We start from the raw sequence: 23725 nt of genomic DNA, 5'->3' as shown, positions 1-23725 counted from the left end.
GTGTTTCACAGTTACTCGGCGTTTTTATAAAGTGTAAGCAGTTGCGTAAAGTCCGTAATAATCGCATCAGACCCCTTCAACTCATCGTTCACGCCAAATCCAGCATAAGCACAACCGATCACCGTCTGTCCGTTCTTTTTGCCTGCTTCCACATCTGAGGAGCGATCTCCTACCATCCATACATTCGAAATAGCGTGCTTGCTCAACAGAATTTCCAGCAAATTCACTTTGGAAAGCGTGCTGTACTCCCCAGCGCTGTACAGTCCTTCAAAAATGGGAACCATTTCATACGCAGCAGCGATCCCTTTTACATAATCCTCCAGGCCATTACTGGCTACGAACAATCGGACACCTTGCTCATGAAGGGACTGGAGTGTTTCTTTTACATGTGGATACAGGGCATGACTTCCGCTCTTCAATCCCTCCAGCTCCAGCTGAAGCAGCAGCTCGTCCGCTCTTCTGTGGGCCGCTTCGCTGGCATCCGGCATCACTCTTCTCCAGATTTCATCCAGCAACATACCCAAACTATTCAAAATAAGCTCCTCGGGAGGAGTCTCTCCTTCATAAAGCCCTTCAGCGCGCAGCGTATCAAACAGCTTGTGGTACGCAGGAAGCAATAGCGTCTCCGTCTGAAAAAGTGTACCGTCCATATCAAATACCATAGCCTCAGGTTTCTTCAACACAGGTGCATTGTTCATGTAGTTATCAGTCATTCCTTTCCTATGTAGGTTTACAACTCTAACCCCTCTCATGATAAGCAATAAGAGAGGTCCGTGTAAACCTCATTGCGCATACCGCTAACTCTTATATTTTTTTAAAACAGTCCTAAAACAATACAGACCGCCCCACCTATCCGTGTGTAAAGCACCCCGTGGAAGCTTGAGATCCACACCATTCCAATACGAAAATCCCGCCTGCTCTATCCATTGCTCCATCGCTGATAAGTCCACTGTAGGATAATCAAACGTCAGCAGAAGCATTCCGTCATCCCGTAAAGTCCGGTGAAATTCACGTAAGGCTGCCAAAGATTCATCAGGCGTTAAATGCTCCAGTACCGAGATACATACAATTTTGTCAAAACTGGCATCATCATAGGGTAGAGCCGTCAGATTGGCATGTGCAGAGTGGAGACGAACTGGTAAAATCTCCTGAATGCGTTCGGCAGCCTCCTCTCCGATATCCCGCCGCACCTCGGCCAAAATGGCATCCACGGAAACGATCCGTATATCCAGATCGCAGGCATAGACCTGAGCGCAACGTCGGGCCAACTCAAATTTGAATGGATGAGGGATTCCACATGCTGCGTCCAGTACTGTGTCTTGCCCAGACATAAATTGGAGACACCACTCATACTCATAGGGGCGACTCCACCAGCTTTGGGGGAGTCTGTAAATCATGTTGGAGGAGTTGGGGTCAGAATATACAAAAAAGCGAGACAGATACGGATCAGACATGTTCATGGATACTGCCTCCTTTTGGGGATGACTAAATTACCCTTGCGACACAGCACAGTTCATGACCCCGTTTCTCGCCTTGAAGTTTGGCCAACAATCCCATTTGCTCCGTAAGGGTAAGCTCACCGTACAAAGGATGGGCTTGCAGCAAGGCATCTAAACCAGAGGGAAGCTGGCGGGTGAACAAAGCCACCGGGCGCAAGCCGGACTTTGCCAGTAAGAGCGCAAGCGTATGCTCAGAATAATGATACAAATGATCTTCCTCCGTAAATAAAGGCGAGTAAACGCCATAAGCCTCATTGGTGAACGAATTTTTGTTGGGCACCGTAATATAGATCGTTCCGTCAGGTTGAAGCTGTTCGCGTAAATCTGTCAAAAATGCAACTGGGTCCGCAATATGCTCCAGCACATGCCAGCATGCTACGGCCTCGTATTTGTGATCCAGTGGTAAATCAGTATCTTCTTCTTCGGCTTCATTCAATTCCTGTATTTCATGTGCTTCTTGGGTTTGAGTATCTTCTTCGGCTTCATCGCCCCAGTAACCCGGCAATAAATCCACGTCATATTTGTATTTGGCGTAAGCACGCGAGTCTATGGAAGGTTCAATGCCCACTGCATCCCAGCCGGCTTGAAGGGCAGCATGGATAAATTCTCCGGTACCTGATCCAATCTCAAGCAATTTTCCTTTACCGGTACTGAACATATCTAGCAGCATGAGTCCAAAAAGGGCATGATCTCCATAAGTTGACGCTGCTGCACTATCCCGCATAGCAACCCATTCGGCATTATAGATTTTTTCAATCATATCCTCTGGCTGTATATGATCCACATCATTACGAAAAACCAATCCGCAGGAACCACATCCCATCAAGGTAAAGCGTTCATAGCTATGAAACACTGCCGTGTCAGATGAGCCACATAGTTTGCATTTACTATAAAGTAAGTCCTTGGTTTCACTTTTTATTTGCAGATCGGAATTATCAATAACCTGGACACTCGAAATCTCGGCAACATCCATGTCGTTCACCTGGTGGGCAGCTTCATATTCTGGTGCAGTTTCTTTTTCTACATTTATGTTGTCCTGATCCACCCAGAGCGTGAGTCGGGGGTTCGGGTCCAAAATAGATTCATATTGCTCTTTCCAGCCATAACGAGCACTTGGATCAAGCAACTGGTACCGCTGAAATTTGGCCATGCGAATAGCAGGTGTATACCATCCCCAATGCTGGATGCGGTAGTTGCTGATTTCACTGGGAAGGTCAAGCACATTTTCGGGAATTCTCCCACAGTGCAAGGACTGCTCCTTCCATTTATAAGAGAACCCTTCCTTATATCGAATCAAAAAAGGACGGTAATACCGATGAGCCTGCCAATAATCATCATCGCGGTAATGCGTGGAAGACCACATATCAAACAACCTGAAACAAATCGTATCGGCTTTCGTTCCCGCTAACAACGAATGCACCCCTTGAGCAAAACGGGATTCGAACATTTCGTCAGCGTCCATGTTTAATATCCATTCGGGAGAGGAAGCCAACGTCTCTCTCCACTGCTGCTTACGCAGCTCTAATTCATTGGTAAAAGAAGCTGTTTCATTGCGTATTAAACGCAGTGGGATTCCCTTTAGGATCTCACGGCACAACTCTCCGCTATCATCCTGACTGCCATCATCAATAATGACCGCTTCATCAATATATTCCCGATGACTCTGCAGCACGTCAATGAGCTTACGATCTGCCTCATTGTATACCGTCATAGTCAGTGTCAATTTGGGTTTGGTGACAGGCGGCGTATGAAGTTCACTTTGTCGTGGACCAGAGAATGTTTGTGGTACAGCAAAAGAATCTGCAGTGTACTTGGCAAAGACAGCTGACTCACGGAGATCATACGGTATAACAGGAGGTTCAGGGAACTTAGAGGGACTTGATGATGCAGAACGATTGAAGGCAGGAGAGTTAGTAGAAGTATCGGAGTGATCCAGATATGCTAAATGTTCTGAAGGGTCCGTATGAACAGCACTCGTTGTAAAATACTTTAGGGCGAATAGTAGCTGCTCTGCTTTCATTCGGTCCGCTTCCCGGTACAGATGCATCGCCGGATAGTGTGTATCCACAAAAAGTGGAAATCCATATGCAGCTGCCCGAATACAAAAATGTCGATCTTCTCCCCAATAGGAAATGTTTTTGATTTTACCAAAGTGAATCCCTGCTTCCAGTGCACGTCTGCGGATTAGGGTGCAAGCGCCTAGACCACCCACCTCGTACAAACCAGGAACATGCAATTGGTGTATGAAATGCAACTCGCGTTGCGCTCTCTCCTCTGCCGACAACACTTCGCCTTCTTCACGATGGAACAAATTATATTCATCACTAACCCACACCTGAGGCAATAGAGGCCCCTCCGGCTGCCAGCGTGTCCAGAAAATCTCAGATACAATATCCTTCTCCGCCTCCACCAGCTTACATAAGGTACGGGAATGGAGAATCAGGTCAGAATCGACCAAAAACAGCGCGTCATAATTATGCTGAAGTGCATAATCAATAAGACGATTTTTAAAGCCAGCCACTTTCCAGACGAGGGCAGGCGGCCAATAATGAGTGTGCTCATCACTTCGGTTCTCTACTTGCTGTGAGCCTGTCAACAAGGGTAAAACCCTGCCCGGCAGCCGATTGGAAAAATCGGCAAGCCATTGGCTTGAAGTCGGATTGTCATTATCATCGACAAATAAATAATCCGGCAGCACATCAGGTGCCTCCAGTCGCTCCAAAGCTTGAAGAAATAAAGACAATATTTCCGGCTTCTGGTGCACCGGGCTACCGATTAGTATACGCATGATTCAACGCCTCCATCAGGTAGAAGCCTCATAAACCGTTCTCCCTCCATGTCCTAAGACATACCGTAATTGCGGCCAAGCGATATGGGAGTGAGCGTGGTATGAATGGACTTACACCTGGAAATATCAATGAAAACGACATCAATACAAAAATACAATCTTACCCTCCAGTTAACTGCCTTTTTTTCTGTTACCGGTTTTCTAACTACATTTAGCCATCAAATTTATTTCCCGGTCGCACTTGATAATATCGAATTTTGCACAATCTCCTCCTCTTCATATCAGACTTTGATTTTCTAATTTATTAGAGCAAGATTGAATTTATGATCATCGCACATCCTCTAAACGATCCATAGGAATTACTACATAATGAGCAAGCTATCCTAATAAAATGGAGATTATACCAAGTTTTTTGGGGGGACAAAGAGCATGGTAACTGTCAGCTTATGTATGATTGTCAAAAATGAAGAAGAAGCCCTTCATACCTGTCTGAAATCAGTCCATGACCTAGTAGATGAAATCATTATCGTTGATACTGGTTCTACCGACAGAACCCAAGAGGTCGCTGCATCGTTCAATGCTCGGGTATACAATTTTGAATGGTGCGATGATTTCTCCGCAGCCCGCAATTATGCGTTTGATCAGGCAACACAGGAATATCAATTTTGGCTGGATGCTGATGACATCCTAGAGGAGCAAGATCGACTGGCATTTCTCGACTGGAAAAAACAAGCCACCGTCTCGTATGACAGCATTACGATGGATTATGTACTATCTGTAGATGAACAGGGGCAGCCGCTGCATAAGCTCAAAAGAAACCGAATGGTGCGGCGTGATCGTAGATTCAGATGGATCGGCTTTGTGCACGAATTCCTGAATGTGACTGGCAGCACCTTTCACAGCAATATGGCAGTGACTCATAAAAAGACACGTGCCTACACTGACCGTAATTTACATATTTATCTCCAGCACCGGGAGAAAGGCACTGCATTTTCTGAGCGAGATCACTACTACTTCGCTAATGAACTATATGATAACGGACGCATACTAGAAGCCATCCAGCAGTACGAACACTATCTGGGGCTCGATCAAGGATGGATTGAGGATCGGATTGCTGCTTGCTTTAAGCTAGCAGATTGCTACGCTCACCAGGGTCAAAAACAGGAGCAGCGTATGGCACTGCTTCGCACACTCAACCTCGATGTACCACGCGCCCAGTTCTGCTGTGCCTTTGGCAATTTGTTCATTGAAGATGAGCAGTATACTCAAGCCATTTACTGGTTTCGTCAGGCGACGCTGATCGAGCCCCCACAAGATGTGATGGCCTTAACCAATTCGTCGTACTATACCTGGTTTCCACACTTGCAATTATGCCTGTGTTACGACCGAATCGGCGACATCGAAAAGGCAAAATCGCATCATCGCATAGCTCAGTTGCACCATCCTACTCATCCAAGTGTTTTATATAACGAGCAATATTTTGCACAGCTAGAGCAACAGAAATAAGGAAGACGAACACTGGCTAAGGGCAGGGACTTGCCAGTTCCCGTTCGGGATTTCCCACTCTGGAATTAACACCCATGCTAGGCGTACTTAAGAAAGTCGATTCCTCCTATAGGGAATCGACTTTCTTGATTTAAAATTCGTGATATAAAATAGTAGAAAGTCGCTCCTCTTTCAATCATTCCAGGTGTTTTTCGAACCACGTGAGCGAATCCCTTAGGGCTTTTTCCGGATTCATAACATACCTTCTATCCAATAATTCCAGACCTAGATATCCCTTATAATCTATATTGTTAAGCTCCTTTAACACTTCCGCCATTGCTAATTGGCCTTCTCCGGGAACCAGATGTCCTCCAGGATTACCATCCACAAAATGTACATGCATTAAATTATTTCCCAGTTCCCTTATAAAATCATGAATGGTATCCTTTCCTGTAGTTTCCATCACATCTGTATCCGCTAAACCTTTTAAATAAGGACTCCCAACTTCTTTTATCATCTTGGAAATGTGCTCGACTCTATTAAACACCTGTGTAGTAAAAGAGGTAAAAGCCTCCATAGGAAGGTAAATCCCCTCTTTTTCTGCTGTTTTACAGATTTCGCCTAAAGATTCTCTGCACCATTTCCACATTTCTGTCTCATCAACATCCAAGTATGCGATGCCTGTGGTCACTAACACTTTGTCACATTCCAGCAAAGATGCAGCTTCAATATGCCGGCAAAAAAACTCAACACTTCTCTTTCTATACTCTGGATCAGGATGACTGATGCTTACCGGGTAGACATACTGCTCAGGGGTAAAGCAGATCGTCTTTAACCCTCTTTCTTTTACTTTTTTATTTAATTTTTTTATATCCTGATACGTCAAATAGTCTAAATGGAGATGTGGACCTGAAGCCCACAATTCAATATTATGGAATCCTAGCCTTGCAACAGATTCTAAAAAATACTCCAAAGAATATCTTTTATAATGATAGTTTGCAGCCGCAACTTGTGATATCTGTACCATAATAATTAGATACCTCCTTTTTACACGACGCTCTATATTAAAACGCTTCCAATTAAAGTAGCTAATATTACAGATAAAATAATATTAATCATTCCAGGTATCATAAAACTGTGGTTCAATACATATTTACCAATTTTAGTCGTACCCGCTGTATCAAAAGATATGGCAGCAAGGCACTGAGCAGATACTGGTAAAAAGAAGTTCGCATTTACAGCCATCCACGCTCCAATTATGATGTAGGTAGGCAGATCAAGGGCAATAGCAATAGGTATCATAATTAATGTCGTGACACCTTGACTCGTAGTTAAAGCAGCAACGATAAACATGATAACGGCAAGCATCCACGGATGGCTATTTACAATCGTAGCAACATGATCTTGGATAAAAGCGGTTTGTCCGTTTATAAAGGTACTGCTCATCCAGGCTAACCCAAAGGCACAGACCATAGCCAGCGCCCCTGCCCTGAATATGGGTCCGTTAAGAATTGTTTCAATCGTCGGGCGGCATACGATAATAATCATAGTAGCGCAAACTAGCATAATCATTTCAATGGTATGCGGCATTGATAGACTAGTAACCTCTTCATTTAGCTCCCAGGATGGACGCAGTTGAGTAAACATGCCCATAATAACAATGGCTAAAACTCCCATCAAAAAGATAACAACAGCGGCTTTCGCTCCTTTTGAAGTTTCTTTTTTCTCAGCCTTCTTTTCTGATTTTTCAATTAAGCCTTCTGCCAATCTATGCAAATATTCCGAATCTTCAGACAATTCTTTCCCTTTACGCAACGTGCACACCGCACTTGTAATGACACCTAAGAGTGTAGCAGGTATGGAAATGACCAATATGGTCCCCAAACTTACTCCAAGGGGTGACATAAATCCAATCATAGCAGCAGTGGCCGCTGAAACCGGTGAGCAAGTTATTGCCTGCTGGGAAGCGATGATACTATTTGAAATGGGTCTTTCCGGTCTGATATCATTATCAATGGCAAGCTTATTGATAATAGGCAATAAACTATATACGACATGCCCGGTTCCTGATAAGAAGGTAAATAACCAGGATATGATTGGAGCTATTATTGTAATATTCTTAGGTGACTTACTAAGCATTTTCTCTGCAATCTGGACGAGTAAGTTAAGTCCACCTGAAGACTGCAGCGCAGAGGCAGCCAATACAACCGCTAAAATGATCAGCATTACATCAATGGGAGGGGCCGCTGGTTGGACATGAAAGATAAATACAAAAATCGCTACGCCCACTCCACCGAGCAAGCCCATAAAAACATCGCCAACTCTAGCGCCGAAGAAAATGAGTAAAAAGATGATCAATAGCTCAAACCAAAACATAAGAATTCTCCCTTTTTTTGATTTTACGAACTTTACCGATCTTTCATTATCTACAAGGGCGTAGCCGCCCTTCACTGAATACGCTTACAAAATTCTTATCATGCTTATTCTTTCGAGTCAGAACAACGAATTGGTGTGCCGTGGCCAAAAGCTCCGTTTATCTGGCATATTTTAGCCGCAAAAACCGCTCCTTTTTCCATGCTTGCTTTGATACTCCGAAGCATATCCTCATCTTCACCGTAGAAAATCTTACCGGCTTTAGAGCTTTTAATCATCTCTACAATAAAAGCGGTTATATAAGAGTCACCCGCTCCCATCGTATCCACGGTATCCGTTAATACTGCCGGCTGGTGCATCCATTGATCTTTATAGAGAGCAACTGATCCATTTTCTCCCACAGTACCAATCACTATTTTAGAACCGAATTTCTGTGATTTTAGCATTTCTCTTTTTCTTTCACTTTCCGTTAAATGACTGCATGAAAGGAATGAAATGTCCGCATACCGGCATATTTGTTCCAAATATTCATCATTCCAGCGTACCGAGAAATCATAGGAGATAGGCACATTCGTTTTTTTTAATGTTGCGAGATCCTGCTCTATATAGCTGTTTAGACTGGTATGAATCACGGAGAAATTTTCAATGTAGTTCAAGTCATTTTCTGTAAAATCCCATGCCTTTTCCTTTGCAATACCGCCTTTATTGGAGCCCAGAAATACACGATCACCGTCTTCCAATGTAACCCGTGCATACCCATTCTCCCCTTCAAAAATCCGGCAATGGTTATGTTCTATCTCTAAATCGTCTATAACCTTTTGAATATACTGAGCTATATAATCATTACCAAACTTACCTAAATAAGATGCCTCCATACCACACATTCTGGCATACGCACAAAAGTTCAAGGCATTTCCACCAGGGTACATCATACCCTGGTGGACATATTTATCTACTACATTGTCACCAATGCCAATAACCTTATATTGTTCCATAAGAATATCCCCTCTAAAGGTTGCTAAAAGATTAATATTCAACCTTCCACATATATCTACGAGTTGTAAGCGGATGCGCTCTTTCAATGGCCAAAGCTTGGTTATAAACGGGGTAAACATTATTAAATAGGGAATGATTGAAGTAATCAACCACAGAGCTGTCAATGGTAGACAGTCCTAAATCCTTTGCGTCTAAAACCTCTACTCTCTGGGTATAACGGTTAAGGAACTTTAACGCTCTTTCATCTAAAGGCCGGGTACTTCCTTCAGAGACCTGAATGACAAATGGTATTTCAGCATCAGTAATCTCAAATGGTCCATGGAAATATTCACCTGAATGTATGCTGGAAGAGTTAATCCATTGCATCTCCATAAAAATGCAGATGCTTTGCATATAGGCAGCCCCGTAGCCAGCTCCGCTTGCCATGGTGTAGATTACGGAATCATCTTTATGGTTTTTCGCAAAAGCCAGAGCACGCTTTTCCACGTGTTTGCATGCATTTTTAACAATTCGATCTATTTTTCCTACTCCGTCCAGGAATTTATCATATTGCTCATATCCCTCGGTCTGATTTAATACCTCTACTGCCGTCATTAGTGCTTTCATGGTTTTTTCGCGGGCAATATCTTTACCATCCCCAAATGTGTACTTCACCACATAGTCTGCTTGTTCCGTAATAGGAGAATCTTCAACCCATGTTAATGCAATAACTGGAACTCCTGCTGTTCTACCTAATTCTGCGGCTTTCACAGTCTCTGGTGTATTACCTTTATGTGATGCCACTACCAGTACTGAATTTTCTCCAAATGCCTTAGGTGTGTTATGCACAAACTCATTACTGGTATAAAGACCTACCTTAACTTCCTTTGCTTCTTTTTCAAGAAATGTTTTTGCAGGATAAAAAGCACCATAAGAACCACCGCAAGCTACATAATATACCTGCTTAATACCGCCAGCCTCTTGTTTATTTGCTACAATTTCTTCAATAATTTTTTTGATTTCCATTACCATTTCCTCCTTGTATGATACATTTCCTTGTTTTCCATTCCACACCGGTGTATGTATTGGAATGTTATAAGGAAACAATAATACAAAACAATACATGAAGCAATAACACTTTGCTACTTTTTCTAGAGCATCGCTTCAACTATCCCCGATTTTTAAAGGGAGGACCCCTAGTTGCAAGGGCTTACAAGCTATTCATAAATTGTATATACTGTTATAATATAAGCATCCCGATATAAAACAATATAATACATTTATAAAAACTTGATTTGGAGGTTGACCGCATGATTGATCATTCAGAATCTTCGCCGTTATATAGACAGCTGCAAGAAAGAATTTTAGATTCCATCCACAACGGTACCCTAAAACCAGGAGACAAACTCCCTACAGAATTAGAATTAAGTGAAACCAATAATGTGAGTCGTGTAACTGTCCGTGCGGCACTTGATTCACTTACCTCTGAAGGTTATTTGGTACGGATTCCAGGAAAAGGAACATTTATTACAAAAGATAAAATCAAAAAAAATGTCGTAGAGACCATTGGATTTAGCGATACTTGTAAATTACAAAATAAAGTGCCTGGTGCAAAAGTAATAAAATGCGTGATTGAAGATGCTACAGCATCAGACCAGGAACATTTAGGTTTAATGCCAGGGGATAAAGTAATCAATATAGAAAGAATCAGGTATGCTGACAATGTGCCGGTATCTGTAGAGTATTCACGGTTCCCTTCTTCTTTTTCTTTTTTATTACAAGAGGATTTAAATAATATATCTCTTTATGATATTTTAAAAAATAAACACAAGATTACATTTGGAATATCAAGAAAATATATATTTATGGAGTTTGCTTCCTTTGATGTAGCCACCTATTTAAATATTGAGGAAGGTTATCCTCTACTTTGTATTAAAAGCACAGTTTGTAGTCCAGACGGCCAAAAAATCCATCGTTCCAAGCAATTAATATTAGGGGATAGGTTTGAGTTGATTGTTTGAGGTTATGAACAGCTATATCGCCTGTCCTGTCTCTGACAGGTGCTTCTATGTAGATTTAACCAAAAAAAAGAAAGGCCACCTGCATTTGCAGATGGCCCTCCTTACAAAATACCTTAAAAGACTTTCTTCCGGTCTCTTTCCCCCTTCAAAATTTCCACTGACTCACGAAAACGCAGCGAATGAATCACTTCACGTTCACGCAGAAACTTCAGACTATCCTGCAAATCCACATCGTCTGTCAGATCAATCAGCCACTGATATGTAGCTCGAGCCTTTTCCTCTGCCGCTATGTCCTCATATAGATCGGCAATCGGGTCGCCTTTGGCTTGAATATAGGCCGCTGTAAAAGGAACCCCGCCTGCGTTTTGATAATATAGCGCATGATCGTGCGCCGCGTAATATTCCCCTAGCCCAGCCGCTTTCATTTGCTCCACGCTCGCATCCTTGGTCAGCTTATAAATCATAGTCGCAATCATCTCGAGATGCGCAAATTCCTCCGTGCCTATGTCGTTCAGTACTCCAATTACCTTATCGGGAATCGTATAGCGCTGATTCAGATAGCGCAATGCCGCTGCCAGCTCGCCATCCGCTCCACCATACTGCTCCATAAGCAGTTTGGCCATATGAGGATCACATTTGCTGACACGTACGGGATATTGCAGTTTTTTCTCATATACCCACATTCATGTTCCTCCTTTATAAAAGGTTATACCTACCTAGACCTGCCACGGCCAAGGGGATTGACTCCACTCCCAAGGATACTTGGAATAAGCACGGCCAAAATTTTGTAAAGGCCCATATAGCATCTGATACTCGTTAGCAATCGCCGTTCTTTCCTGCGTCAGCTTATTGAACTGTTCGATAGCCTGTAAATCATCTGGGTGCGTATCCAGATACAAATTCAGCTCCACCAACACAAAATCCACCGCTTGGAGCTTCTCCAGCAACGCATAAAACTGAGCATCAACTGGCTTGGTTTGGGGCGTGTAGCCTTGGGCCGGGTTTCCGGCTTGACTATAGCCCTGAGTTTGGTTCTGATACTGGTTCTGGTATGGATACGGATTTGAATAAGGGCTTTGATATGGATTCGGCTGTTGCTGCCCGCTCTCATGCTGATTTTGCTGCTGGAATTGGAATGGGGACTGACCCTGATTTGGATTCTCCATTCTATTCGCCTCCCCCCTGGTTTCTCCTAGGCTCATAAGGGCTGTAAAGCAAAGGCCATAGCGTTCCCTTCGTCAGTGCCTCATCTGGACTGAATTGTGGTAGACCAGGGGGCTGAAATTGTATAAACAAGTTTGGCGGAAGCACATAAGTCTTACACAGAACGGGCGGACACGGATCGAATGGGCCGACAAACGGGGCATACTCACCTTGCTGTGGAAATTTCACGGGCCGGAACCTCCTTTGATTGATCCATCTGTTTTACTATTCAACATATGCCGCATCGCCCAAGTCTCGAACAAAAAATCACAGATAAAAATAATTGTTCAAGAAAATAACCATAGAACTATTTCTAATCAAAAAAGAGCCTTTAAAACCACGGTACGTGGATCTAAAAGCTCTTTCTTCAGCACTCTATAATAACTTACATACCTGAAAGCTCATCTTCAATCACAGGCTCAGGCTTGCGGTGAATCTTCACTCTCATTATGCGAAGCCTTGTTGCTTCCTCCACCTCAAAGGTAAGGTTATAAAACTCAATTCTCTTCCCTTTCACCGGAATGCCCTCCAATTCCTTGAACAGCCATCCCCCGATGGAATCCACCTCGTCGTCTTCAATGTTCACTCCAGTCAAATCATTGACATCCTCAATGAGCATACGACCGTCCACAGAGATGAAGTTCTCCTTCATTTCCACACTCGGGCGTTCATCCTCAAATTCATCATAGAGATCCCCGACGATTTCCTCCAAAATTTCCTCCGCTGTCAGCAGCCCGGCCGTTCCGCCGTACTCATCTACCACGAGAGTCATTTGGGAATGTTTTTTCTGCATAAGGCGTAGCACGTGACTCACTTCCATGGACTCCGGCACATTCAAAATAGGACGTACCACCGAAGCCAGATCCAGTTGCTCTCCCTGCTCAGCTAGCAGAAGATCTGTAATATGGACAAAACCGATAATCTGGTCTTTATCCTCAACCGCTACCGGGTAACGGGAATGCTTGGTCTCGCTGATGATCTTGAGATTTTCCTTAAACGACAAATTCGTATACAAACAATCCATATCTGTACGCGGCAGCATGATTTCACGGGCAAGCAAGTCGGAAAAATCAAAAATATTATCCATCAGCTTAATTTCGTCCTTATCAATCACACCGCTTTTGGCGCTCTGATTCATCAATATACGAATCTCTTCCTCCGAATGAGCCGCTTCGGCTTCACTCGCCGGCTGAATGCCGAATGCGCGCAACAGCAAGTTTGCCGCAGCATTCAATACCCAGATCACAGGCAGAAAGACCTTATAAAAAAGCAGCAAAGGCGCCGATAAAAACAACGCCACACCTTCGGTCTTCTGAATCGCTAAGGACTTTGGCGCCAGTTCCCCCAATACGATATGCAAAAAGGTAATTACGCAAAATCCGACGATAACAGATACCGTTGTAATCAGTGTACCGTCAGTTACACCGAGTTTGTGCATGAGTGGCTCTATCAGGTAGCCGGATATTGCTGGCTCTCCAATCCAACCCAAGCCCAATGAAGCCAGCGTAATGCCCAATTGGGTGGCGGACAGATAAGCATCCAACTTTTGGTTCACCTTCAGCGCATAGCCTGCCAGGCGATGACCCTCGCTTTGGAGCTGCGTCAATCGGGATTGGCGCATTTTGACCAGCGAAAATTCTGCGGCCACAAATACACCATTTAGAAAGACAAGCAGCAGTACCAAGAGGAGATTCACAGCTAGCAATCCCCAATGAAACTCGGTATGACCATCCAATACGAACTCCCCATTTCTATAGTTGTAATGCTTTTCTTGATTTAAAATCTATTCCTTTGTAATACATATCCGCCACGAGCAGATTTGGTCCACAACAGGCAGCGGCATCACAATGACAGTTCACAGTCTGATTCAGCGGATGCTCATTCAGCCATTCACCAAAAATATCGTCCAGACTATCTTCCTGAATATTTCCGAAAGCCGGTATGTCTGCAAAATCTGTCACATACACGCTACCCGTGAACATATTCACATTCACACGGTTTCTTCCGTCCGGATCATTACGCACCGTAATATTCGGTTCCTGACGCAAGCGTCGAAGCAGTTTGCGGTCTTCTTCCCGATCCGAACAAGCAAAGAACGGTAATGTGCCAAACAACATCCACATGTCCTGATTACGTACATCCAGCAGCTTATGGATAGAGTTCCGCATGTCGTCGAGTGAAAGCACAGGCAAAGCAGATGCAAAATTCGACGCGTACATTGGATGAACCTCATGCCGTCGGCATCCCATTTCGTTGATTAATTGATGAATGCCCTCCAGCTTCGTGTGTGTCCGATAGTTAATCATGGATTCAGCTGAAATGAACATCCCCATTTCACTCAATCTGCGGGCATTTTCCATCATTTTTTCATACAGGCGAACAGCACCCGCACGCGGAGTCGGCCGGCCGGTATTTGCAAAACCCACTTCATAAAAATCGTCTGCATTCAAATAGTTAAATGAAATATGCATCACATCCAGATAAGGAAGCATCTTCTCATATCTGCGAATATCTAATGTCAGATTGGAGTTGATTTGCGAGCGAATACCGCGCTCCTTGGCATATTTCAGCAGTGGAACGATTACTTCATCCACTGTTTTATCGAGTAAAGCAGGTTCCCCACCTGTAATACTGATCGTCTCCAGATGCTCGACTTCATCCAAACGCTTCAGCATTAGGTCTAGCGGAAGGAAAGGGGCCTCCTTCATAACCAGCATATCGCCAACAGCGCAATGCTCACAGCGCATATTACATAGATGCGTTACGGTCATCTCCACACTCGTAAGCAAATGACGACCATGTGTACGCAGTGAGACAATCGGGTCCCACGGATCATAGGTTGGCGATATTTGGGGTAGCGTGTTATTTTGTAGAACTGTCATTATGTTTTCACCTTATTTCTGTTATTAACCTCAAAAGACGTATAATTATCATATCATGATGTGTAAAGTGTCTGCATACTTTCTTCCACATCATCTGCTAATCTACGTGTACTCCTCCGAAAGGGGCGACAGTAGCACCCAATGTGTTTGTAATCATAACCGAGAGGGATACGGACAAATCCACATCATAAGGTGCCTTCACTTCCTGCCCATCCCGGTCTCTTACAATGCGAATGACGGGTCTTTGCGGGATTTTGGGATGTATACGCACCACGACCCCCTCTTCCCCCGTGTTGAGCACCACAGAGAGTCCCAGGGGGTAAATAGCTACACAGTCACGAAAGGCTTCCAGCATTCGCTGCTCATATAACGTTCCTGCCCCGGCGTACAGCACTTCCATCGCTTCATAGGGCAACAAAGCCTGTTTGTATATCCGACTTGCTGTCATTGCGTCGTACGAGTCGGCCAGACCGATCCATTTCGCATATTCGTGGATCTGGTCCTTTTTCCAACCGTGTGGGTATCCACTGCCGTCGATACGCTCATGGTGCTGTAATGCACAATGAGCCGACAATAAGGGAATGCCAGGTTCGTCTTTGAGCAGCTTGTAGCCGATCACCGTGTGTGTTTTCATATGCTCATATTCCTCATCCGTCAATTTACCCGGCTTATAGAGTACTTGAGGTGAAATTTTCATTTTACCAATATCGTGCAGTAGTGAACCTATCCCCAGCTCCATGAGCTGGTTATTATCGTAGCCATTGGATATCCCAAGTACTAGTGAATATAAACATACGTTCAAAGAATGATGATACAAATCCTGATCCGCGGCCCCGATATCCATCAACATAATGACGGCGTCCTGACGGCCTCCAATATCGTCCAGAATGGATTCCATCACCTTATAAAATGACTTGCCAAAATATTTGTGCTTATGATCTACGGAGTAGGATGATAAACCTTGAAACTGCTTTTTGATTTCCTGTAGCGCCGCGGCCCTTGTCTGTTCATGGATCATCTCAGGAATGACGATATCTTCAGTCACAGCATCCTCAATGTATACATATCCAATACCGACTTGGCCTAGACGTTCAATCAATCGCGAAGTAAGCTCAACACCTTCCGAGAGCAGCACCATTCCGTTTTCATTGTATATTTTTTTGCCCAGCTTCATGCCGGCTCTCAATAATGTAACAGGTACCAGTCGCAGCTTAATCCTCTCCCGATTGTTTTGATACCTGAAGCCACCTAGCTGCAAAACATTCTTCCATCGCGCCCGGACGCTTCAACTCCATTTCAATCATATCCCGTAAAAATTCTGGAAGCATAAATCGGAGATCTGTTCCGTTCGCAAGCACCTCATAACCTGCTTTGAAAGTGAACATATCCAACGTGCCCACTGTGTATTCCTCATCCTCTTCCAAAGGTTGACCCGCTACACGAATGTCCGTCACTTTTTCATAAGGAGCACGGCCAGGGCCATACTGAATGGCCAAGCCTTCCACACACATCGTGCCAAGCACTTTGCCTCTGAAGCCAAAACCCGTCATGGGCTTGTCTGTAAATTCAGGCAGCAAGGACTGCTCCAGCGCCAACCGAATATCTCTTCCCCGCAACTTCATAACACAGGCATTAATCGGCGAAGGGCATAAGGAATGTAGGATTCCTTTGCTGATATCCCCTTGAGGTAATGGGCCGAGCAGTTGTCCCGCATTGACGAGGGCAATTTCTGTTCCTGTAAAATGGGACACCGCTTGTGCCAGCATATTGCCGAAAGGGGATTCCTGATCATATGCGATCTCCAGTTTCCGATCCGTCACCGCAACTGTGTTCTCCATGGCGCGCTCTGCTTGTCTGCGATGCACCACAATGGCCGATGCCACTTTTTCGTCCAGTAGTGTCTGATCCACAGGAACTACGCCGCCCGACGTGACTCGAAACGGTTCGAGGCTATTGTTACGACTTAGTGTCACTTCACCCAGCAGCGTTCCGAACTTACCCGCCCCACATAAAGCTGTTTTTCCGATCCAAAGCGGTTCTTCCAGCACATGATGGGTGTGACCTCCAAGGATAACGTCAATTTCAGGAAACTGCGACGCTAATTTTTTATCGGAAGGTAGACCCAGGTGCGACATCACAACCAAAACATCAACCTGCTTTCTCAGTGCCGCGATCTGCTTCCCCAGCACCTCAAACGGATTGAGCACATCCCAACCCAGCAATTGATAAAACTCTACAAAAGGAGCCGTCACACCAAGTAAACCGACCTTGATTCCTGCTTTATCTACGATAAGGGATTCCTTCATCCACGAAGGGTTCATCCCCGTGGCACGCTCTGTCATATTGCCGCATACGACCGGACAATGAATCCCCGCATATGCCTGTTCAATCATATCCGGGGTAAAAGTCAGTCCCTCATTGTTACCGATCGTAATTGCATCGTATCCTGTTAGATTAATCACATCCACATTTGCCCCACCGAGCGTTCCTTCCGTTTCGGGGGCCATCCGGTCCATGTGGTCTCCTATGTCGAGCACAAGCAGCGCATCCCGTGATGCGGCTCTTCGTTCATCGATCATCGCGGCTATCGAAGGCATACTGCCAAAATGACTATGGATATCATTGGTATGCAAAATGGTCAACGTTTGCCGAGTCGTCATCTCCATAACCGCCCTCCTCTATACTTTATATATATCGACTTTGGAGCTTCTAATGTTTAAGCATACCATGTTATTTAGCAATATGGTACATATGAGTGGACATAGTCCTTAAGCTTCGCTGTAGTCTCTGGGCAATCTCATATCATAAACATAGTAAAAAGTATTGACGTTATCTACTGTAGGTATCTGATAGGAAACGGGTTCCTGGGACCTATTTTACAGCTTGGAATAATAGTAAATTAGTCGTTGTCATACCATTTAATTCTTGATATATTAAGTTTGTTTCGTATTTTCGACAAATTTACGACAATAAGGAGGTTAGCGCATGAGAGTACACGTTACCGATGCCAAGCCGGGAGATCGCCTCAAATCCGATACATACAATGGGCACGGTGTACCTGTCATGATTCAGGGCACCGAGCTACAGCATGACGATATTTCCAAACTCATTATGCACGGTGTCGATTATATCGACATTGATGCCGGTTCAGCGAGCATTCCGGTTGACTTTGCCCCCGATGTCCCAGCTTCCCCCGAGTCCCTCAAACGTGCCGTTCCTCTCATGGAGCAGACGATCAGTGGCTTTGAAAGCATGTTTCTCAAAGCCTCCTCAACTGGAAAATTTGATGAATATCGAGTCGATGAGCTGTTCGGCCCTCTTGTTTCAGAGCTGGCTCGTCAAAAAGATGTCGTATCTCTGCTATTAATTATGGAACGGGGAGATCACTATACCTATAATCATTCTCTCCAAGTAGGTGTACTGTCATATTACATTGCCACATGGCTTGGATATACGGAAGAAGAAGCATATGCCGCTGGTAAAGCTGGGTACTTACATGATATAGGCAAGTCCATGATACCGGATGAAATTTTGAACAAACCGGATAAACTGACACCCGAAGAATTCCATGAGATGAAAAAACATTCGCTATATGGCTATGATATTATCCGCAATTCAACCAGCGATGAGATTTCTGCAATTGTCGCCTTGCAGCATCACGAGCGTGAAGATGGAAGTGGATATCCCCATGGACTGTTCAAGGAAGATATTCATCCTTTTGCCAGCATAACAGCTATTGCCGACGTGTATAGCGCGATGATTTCCAATCGTGTGTACCAGACGAAGCAGGAACTGCTCACCGTATTACGTGAGCTGCACAGCATGAGTTTTGGACATCTAAACCCAGAAGCTACCCAAGTGTTCATCAGACACATGCTTCCTAATTTCATTAATAAGCAGGTTCTGCTGACTACAGGTCAGACAGGAACGATTATTCTGAACAATCCTGCTGATTACTTCAGACCCTTAGTGAGAATTAACGATGATGAATATGTAGATTTGTCTAGAGAACGCCATGTATCCATTGATGAAATTTATTTGGAATCCTGATCCGCTACTACTGCCTCCCGGCGTTACTTCGGTAGAACGAAATGTTATGCCGAATTACAGGCTACGCGAATAAAAAAAGAGACTGTCCTTGATTCGTAGGTTCTTTACGAAGGACAGCCTCTTTTTATGTTACGGACATTAACCTAGTTACATCCTTACTTATTTGTTTAAACCTAAGTGTTAAGATCATGCAGACCTGGGCTATGTTCATTAGGCAATTCAGGCATATACGGAAGAGGAAAACCTTCTGGAGGATCCACCACACTCAAATCCCCACCGTTTCTGCTTGGAGTTTGCCCATTGAATATTTCTCCAATACGGGTAGAATCCAATCGAAAATTAAACTGTGCATTGTGAAAGCCCATTTCAACATACTTCCGGCATTCTGGATACTTGTTAATATCGTAGTTTGGAACCGGGAACAATTTTCCCCAATCAACTCCAAGTGTCTCTAAAGCTTTAGCAAATGCATTTTGATGAGCATTATCCCGCACAATCAAAAAAGCCAACGTTTCCCGGAATGTTTTGTTCGAGCTCATTTCGTAAATTCGGGATTTTTGCAGAACCCCTGTAGATTCGAGTACGAGATTATCAAGCAAATCACTAATCAGATTGCCGTGGGAATAAACATAACTACCTAGCCAAGGGTTTCCACTTGCATCAACAGGTAAGGAACTTTGAGCTCCCATAATAAAATGATGAGGATTTGCGTGTTTTATCGCCTCATCTAAAGGAGCATGATCAATTCCAGCATCGCCGGCTTGGTCTGCGCCTGAGCCAGTCAGAAGTTGATTAATAGTATGTTGGACCAGTTCAACATGACTAAGCTCCTCTAGAAAAACTCCGCGTATCAAATCCCTAAACTGCACAGCATTACCACGAAAATTATTACTTTGAAAGAAAAACTGCATCATGGTACGCATTTCTCCGAATCGACCACCTAATACTTCTTGAATCACTTTAGCAGCAGCCGGGTCGGGCTTATCGGGTACTATTATGTTAATTAGATCTTCTTTATAAAAATACAATGTAAAAAAACCTCCTTAAACTTCTTTTTAAACGTGAACATATGCTTCCCTCCTTAATAATTTTTATACAAACCAAACAAACAGATAGTTAAATGTAAGGACTCCTATCAGATTGTTGTTATGCTGATGCTCGTTTTATTACATCTTGAAAAGGTTAAATACAGTTAGAATTTACTAAGCTGCTTAACTATAGGAGGCGTAATTATGTTTAGACATCAAAAAGAGTTGCAGTTTGAAGTGAAAGTGGAGCGTCCTGATCCTCTTTTTGCCCGGCAGGTACAAGAAGTTTTGGGGGGGCAATTTGGAGAAATGACCGTGATGATGCAATATTTATTTCAAGGGTTTAACTGTCGCGGTGAGGAAAAATATAAAGATATGCTAATGGACATTGGAACTGAAGAAGTGGGGCATGTGGAGATGCTGTGTGCTTTAATTAGTCAACTACTTGATGGAGCTAAACCAGAAGATCAAGAACAAGCTGCAAAAGACCCTGTTACGGCTGCCATTATGGGGGGAATTAACCCGCAGCACTTGCTGGTCAGCGGTCTTGGTGGATTACCTAGTAATTCAAATGGAGTTCCATGGAACGGCTCTTATATCGTCGCAAGTGGCAACCTATTGGCGGATATGCGGTCCAATTTGCATGCAGAGAGTCAGGGTCGGTTGCAGGTAGCAAGGCTATATCATATGACACAAGATGAAAGCGTCAGAGCTACACTACGGAAAATGCTAGCACGTGACCGCTATCACCAATATCAATGGATGGCGGCAATCCAAGAATTAGAAGAAAAAAACGGTGTTGTGGTCCCGGCTTCTTTTCCTCCTGAAGCAGAGCAAGAGTCTCAGCCTGAAGCTTATGAGTTTTGGAATTTGTCTGAAGGCGAAGAATCTAGTGAAGGTTTGTGGGCAACAGGAAGTGCGCCGGATGGAAGCGGGAGCTATGTATACATCTCTAACCCTGTTGCCAAAGGTCAAATCTATAGTGCCAAAATACCAGCAACCGAATTACATCATGACTTAGACCATAAAACTTCAGATAAATAAACAAGTAGCAGACGAGCTGTCCCAACATTAAAGATTGCTAATTGGTGACACTGACCATAAAAATGAAACAAAAAATATATACTTAAAATTCGAATAAGGCAGCTTATCATAAGGCATAAAATCATAGCCGGTCATAATCAAGAAGTACAGAATCAATGTAAGACTAAAAAGCCCTGCCGACCATTTATGGTTAGCAGAGCTTTTTGATTTATTTCGAGTAATTTACACATCACCGAAAAATCGAAGACGATGCTCTCATTCTTTATGAGCAGCTGTCTATAACAATCATTTGTGTTACCTCAGCTTCGGTCAAACCAGCGTTCATTAAATAAGAGGTGCCTGAATCAATGTTGCAAAATTAAACTGGTGTACATGACCATCATTTAATGTGGTTTGGCCCGTAACAAAATGTACGTGCTTGCCATTTCCGACTGGAATAGCGGGCCCTGTCCTAATCCTTCTCAGATTATGAAAATGGTTCACGAAATCAGTTTTCGTGAGATCAATTTCATGGACATGACTACTTCCTGATCGAATCGCTTGCCCAGTAACACCTGCAAAGCGGTGGTTATGTCGGTCTGCACCTTCTTCAGCCAGTTTGGTGCTACCTTCAAATTCATGTACATGTCTCTGTGTCTGTTTAGAAGAGAGGGGTTTCTTCTTCACTCCAGCTTTATTCTTCTGCATCTGTTGGCATGCCTCCTTATGTTTATGTCACTCACAACATCCTATTAAGCAAACATACATAAGTGCTAGGCAACTATCCGCAGTCCTGAGCATAATTTTTTTTATGTAGTAGAAAGAAGGCTTATGGACTTAGGCATCACAGAAAAAATAAAAGAAGACGAACTTAAAAAGTTCGCCTTCTATACTAGAGAAAATCCGAGTCAGCACAAATCGGCACGACTCCAATTTAACAGCTTTAGATTACCTTAAGAACCTTGTCACGCCAAGGATTACTGCGTTTTAACCGATGGAACCTTCCATTTCAAACTTGATCAAACGATTCATCTCTACCGCATATTCCATCGGCAGTTCTTTGGTGAACGGCTCAATAAAGCCCATAACGATCATTTGCGTTGCCTCTGCTTCAGTCAAACCACGGCTCATCAGATAGAACAGCTGGTCTTCCGATACCTTGGAAACTGTTGCTTCGTGCTCAAGCGTGATGTCGTCATTCATAATTTCATTATAAGGAATAGTATCTGAAGTTGATTGATTATCCAAAATCAACGTATCACACTTGATATTCGATTTTGCACCTTGAGCCTGACGACCGAATGAAGCTAACCCGCGATACGTTACTTTACCGCCGTGCTTACTGATCGACTTGGATACAATTGTGGAGGTGGTGTCTGGTGCCAAGTGAATCATTTTCGCACCTGCATCCTGATGCTGGCCTTTGCCTGCAACAGCGATGGACAAGACCATCCCTTTCGCTCCACGGCCTTTCAATACAACGGCTGGATACTTCATCGTCAACTTGGAACCGATGTTACCATCGACCCATTCCATCGTTGCATTTTCTTCCGCAACCGCACGTTTGGTTACCAGGTTATAGATGTTTGGTGCCCAGTTCTGGATCGTTGTATAACGAACACGTGCGTTCTTCTTACAAATAATTTCGACCACAGCACTATGCAGCGAGTTCGTGCTGTAAATTGGAGCCGTACAGCCTTCTACATAATGCACAAAGCTGTCTTCGTCAGCAATAATGAGCGTACGCTCGAATTGACCCATGTTTTCCGAGTTGATACGGAAGTAAGCCTGCAATGGAACTTCACATTTCACACCTTTTGGTACATAGATGAAGCTTCCGCCTGACCATACCGCACTGTTCAGTGCTGCAAACTTATTGTCCGCAGGAGGTACAACAGTTGCAAAATACTCTTTCAGAATCTCAGGATGCTCACGCAACGCCGTATCGGTATCCATGAAAATAACGCCCTGATCTTCCAGTTCCTTTTGCATACTGTGGTAGACAACTTCCGATTCATACTGTGCGGATACACCAGCCAAAAACTTTTGCTCCGCCTCAGGAATACCCAATTTATCAAAGGTTTCTTTAATTTCCGTCGGAACTTCTTCCCATGTCTTCCCTTGTTTCTCGGAAGGTCTTACATAGTACTGGATATCGTTGAAATCCAGTTCATCCATATCTCCGCCCCAGTTTGGCATTGGCATTTTTTCAAACTGTTTCAGTGCTTTCAGACGGAACTCCAGCATCCATTCTGGCTCATCCTTAATTTTGGAGATTTCCTTTACAATTTCCGGAGTGAGACCCTTACCTGTTTGGAAAATGGACTTGTGCTCGTCACGAAAGCCATATTTATACTCTTCCATTTCCGGTGCTTTCTTGGCCATGTTTCTCAAACCT

Annotated in this window: 21 protein-coding genes; 4 read left to right on the top strand and 17 right to left on the bottom strand. The window is 43.9% G+C overall.

Annotated elements, in window-relative coordinates; genetic code table 11:
- Positions 1 to 11 precede the first annotated feature (11 nt).
- The 3 genes from ACYCSE_RS18265 to ACYCSE_RS18255 all read right to left on the bottom strand — a co-directional run bounded on the left by ACYCSE_RS18265 (position 12) and on the right by ACYCSE_RS18255 (position 4287).
- Positions 12 to 713, bottom strand: a complete 702-nt coding sequence (locus ACYCSE_RS18265; protein WP_081330743.1) for an HAD hydrolase-like protein — start codon at positions 711 to 713, stop codon at positions 12 to 14.
- A gap of 84 nt (positions 714 to 797) precedes the next feature.
- Positions 798 to 1460 carry a class I SAM-dependent methyltransferase gene (locus ACYCSE_RS18260; RefSeq protein WP_069291585.1) on the bottom strand — a complete coding sequence of 221 codons (663 nt, stop codon included), beginning with the start codon at positions 1458 to 1460 and terminating at the stop codon, positions 798 to 800.
- Positions 1461 to 1485: 25 nt separating this feature from the next.
- Positions 1486 to 4287 carry a methyltransferase domain-containing protein gene (locus ACYCSE_RS18255; RefSeq protein WP_459699219.1) on the bottom strand — a complete coding sequence of 934 codons (2802 nt, stop codon included), beginning with the start codon at positions 4285 to 4287 and terminating at the stop codon, positions 1486 to 1488.
- Positions 4288 to 4716: 429 nt separating this feature from the next.
- Here ACYCSE_RS18255 and ACYCSE_RS18250 point away from each other — a divergent pair, with 429 nt between their 5' ends.
- Positions 4717 to 5793, top strand: a complete 1077-nt coding sequence (locus ACYCSE_RS18250; protein WP_254349363.1) for a glycosyltransferase — start codon at positions 4717 to 4719, stop codon at positions 5791 to 5793.
- 175 nt (positions 5794 to 5968) lie between these two features.
- Here the strand turns inward: ACYCSE_RS18250 and ACYCSE_RS18245 are convergent, their stop codons facing one another.
- The 4 genes from ACYCSE_RS18245 to ACYCSE_RS18230 all read right to left on the bottom strand — a co-directional run bounded on the left by ACYCSE_RS18245 (position 5969) and on the right by ACYCSE_RS18230 (position 10146).
- Complete coding sequence (locus tag ACYCSE_RS18245; RefSeq protein WP_254349362.1) at positions 5969 to 6799, bottom strand: sugar phosphate isomerase/epimerase family protein; 831 nt, start codon at positions 6797 to 6799, stop codon at positions 5969 to 5971.
- A gap of 32 nt (positions 6800 to 6831) precedes the next feature.
- Positions 6832 to 8148 carry an anaerobic C4-dicarboxylate transporter family protein gene (locus ACYCSE_RS18240; protein ID WP_459699216.1) on the bottom strand — a complete coding sequence of 439 codons (1317 nt, stop codon included), beginning with the start codon at positions 8146 to 8148 and terminating at the stop codon, positions 6832 to 6834.
- A 104-nt stretch (positions 8149 to 8252) separates the two neighbouring features.
- Positions 8253 to 9140 carry a PfkB family carbohydrate kinase gene (locus ACYCSE_RS18235; RefSeq protein WP_459699214.1) on the bottom strand — a complete coding sequence of 296 codons (888 nt, stop codon included), beginning with the start codon at positions 9138 to 9140 and terminating at the stop codon, positions 8253 to 8255.
- Between the two features lie 31 nt (positions 9141 to 9171).
- Positions 9172 to 10146: an SIS domain-containing protein gene (locus ACYCSE_RS18230; protein WP_302057233.1), complete on the bottom strand. Its 975-nt coding sequence runs from the start codon at positions 10144 to 10146 to the stop codon at positions 9172 to 9174.
- Between the two features lie 284 nt (positions 10147 to 10430).
- Here ACYCSE_RS18230 and ACYCSE_RS18225 point away from each other — a divergent pair, with 284 nt between their 5' ends.
- Positions 10431 to 11141, top strand: coding sequence for a GntR family transcriptional regulator (locus ACYCSE_RS18225; RefSeq protein WP_250267948.1), 711 nt, complete (start codon positions 10431 to 10433; stop codon positions 11139 to 11141).
- Positions 11142 to 11254: 113 nt separating this feature from the next.
- Here ACYCSE_RS18225 and ACYCSE_RS18220 read toward each other — a convergent pair whose 3' ends face one another.
- The 7 genes from ACYCSE_RS18220 to ACYCSE_RS18190 all read right to left on the bottom strand — a co-directional run bounded on the left by ACYCSE_RS18220 (position 11255) and on the right by ACYCSE_RS18190 (position 17892).
- Positions 11255 to 11824 carry a manganese catalase family protein gene (locus ACYCSE_RS18220; protein ID WP_061831696.1) on the bottom strand — a complete coding sequence of 190 codons (570 nt, stop codon included), beginning with the start codon at positions 11822 to 11824 and terminating at the stop codon, positions 11255 to 11257.
- A gap of 33 nt (positions 11825 to 11857) precedes the next feature.
- The gene (locus ACYCSE_RS18215) at positions 11858 to 12307 is read right to left on the bottom strand and encodes a spore coat protein CotJB (protein ID WP_323873151.1); all 450 of its coding nucleotides are present in this window, start codon (positions 12305 to 12307) and stop codon (positions 11858 to 11860) included.
- Position 12308: 1 nt separating this feature from the next.
- A complete protein-coding gene (locus ACYCSE_RS18210; protein WP_061831695.1) occupies positions 12309 to 12533 on the bottom strand; it encodes a spore coat associated protein CotJA in 225 nt (74 codons plus the stop codon).
- Between the two features lie 196 nt (positions 12534 to 12729).
- Positions 12730 to 14079 carry a hemolysin family protein gene (locus ACYCSE_RS18205; protein WP_254325995.1) on the bottom strand — a complete coding sequence of 450 codons (1350 nt, stop codon included), beginning with the start codon at positions 14077 to 14079 and terminating at the stop codon, positions 12730 to 12732.
- A 16-nt stretch (positions 14080 to 14095) separates the two neighbouring features.
- Positions 14096 to 15226: a radical SAM/CxCxxxxC motif protein YfkAB gene (gene yfkAB / locus ACYCSE_RS18200; RefSeq protein WP_023987890.1), complete on the bottom strand. Its 1131-nt coding sequence runs from the start codon at positions 15224 to 15226 to the stop codon at positions 14096 to 14098.
- A gap of 97 nt (positions 15227 to 15323) precedes the next feature.
- Positions 15324 to 16484 (bottom strand): HD-GYP domain-containing protein, encoded by a 1161-nt coding sequence (locus ACYCSE_RS18195; RefSeq protein WP_061831692.1) that lies wholly within the window; start codon positions 16482 to 16484, stop codon positions 15324 to 15326.
- Entirely contained in the window at positions 16438 to 17892 is a 1455-nt protein-coding gene (locus ACYCSE_RS18190; RefSeq protein ID WP_459699211.1) for a bifunctional metallophosphatase/5'-nucleotidase, read from the bottom strand. The genes ACYCSE_RS18195 and ACYCSE_RS18190 overlap by 47 nt, the downstream gene beginning before the upstream one ends.
- A gap of 319 nt (positions 17893 to 18211) precedes the next feature.
- Between ACYCSE_RS18190 and ACYCSE_RS18185 the strand changes: the two genes are divergently transcribed.
- Positions 18212 to 19276, top strand: coding sequence for an HD-GYP domain-containing protein (locus tag ACYCSE_RS18185; RefSeq protein ID WP_250261869.1), 1065 nt, complete (start codon positions 18212 to 18214; stop codon positions 19274 to 19276).
- A 173-nt stretch (positions 19277 to 19449) separates the two neighbouring features.
- On the opposite strand, the gene ACYCSE_RS18180 is transcribed toward ACYCSE_RS18185, so the two are convergent.
- On the bottom strand, positions 19450 to 20304 hold the full coding sequence (locus ACYCSE_RS18180; RefSeq protein WP_061831689.1) for a manganese catalase family protein: 855 nt from the start codon (positions 20302 to 20304) through the stop codon (positions 19450 to 19452).
- Positions 20305 to 20508: 204 nt separating this feature from the next.
- Between ACYCSE_RS18180 and ACYCSE_RS18175 the strand changes: the two genes are divergently transcribed.
- Positions 20509 to 21348, top strand: a complete 840-nt coding sequence (locus ACYCSE_RS18175) for a manganese catalase (RefSeq protein ID WP_165176021.1) — start codon at positions 20509 to 20511, stop codon at positions 21346 to 21348.
- 324 nt (positions 21349 to 21672) lie between these two features.
- Here ACYCSE_RS18175 and ACYCSE_RS18170 read toward each other — a convergent pair whose 3' ends face one another.
- Both ACYCSE_RS18170 and sufB read right to left on the bottom strand, forming a co-directional pair.
- On the bottom strand, positions 21673 to 22035 hold the full coding sequence (locus tag ACYCSE_RS18170) for a YmaF family protein (RefSeq protein WP_190298972.1): 363 nt from the start codon (positions 22033 to 22035) through the stop codon (positions 21673 to 21675).
- A gap of 279 nt (positions 22036 to 22314) precedes the next feature.
- A complete protein-coding gene (gene sufB, locus ACYCSE_RS18165) occupies positions 22315 to 23712 on the bottom strand; it encodes a Fe-S cluster assembly protein SufB (RefSeq protein WP_013309556.1) in 1398 nt (465 codons plus the stop codon).
- Between the last annotated feature and the right edge of the window lie 13 nt (positions 23713 to 23725).

The sequence above is a fragment of the Paenibacillus sp. SEL1 genome (assembly GCF_054602535.1).
This window is presented reverse-complemented; position numbering and strand designations above follow the sequence as displayed.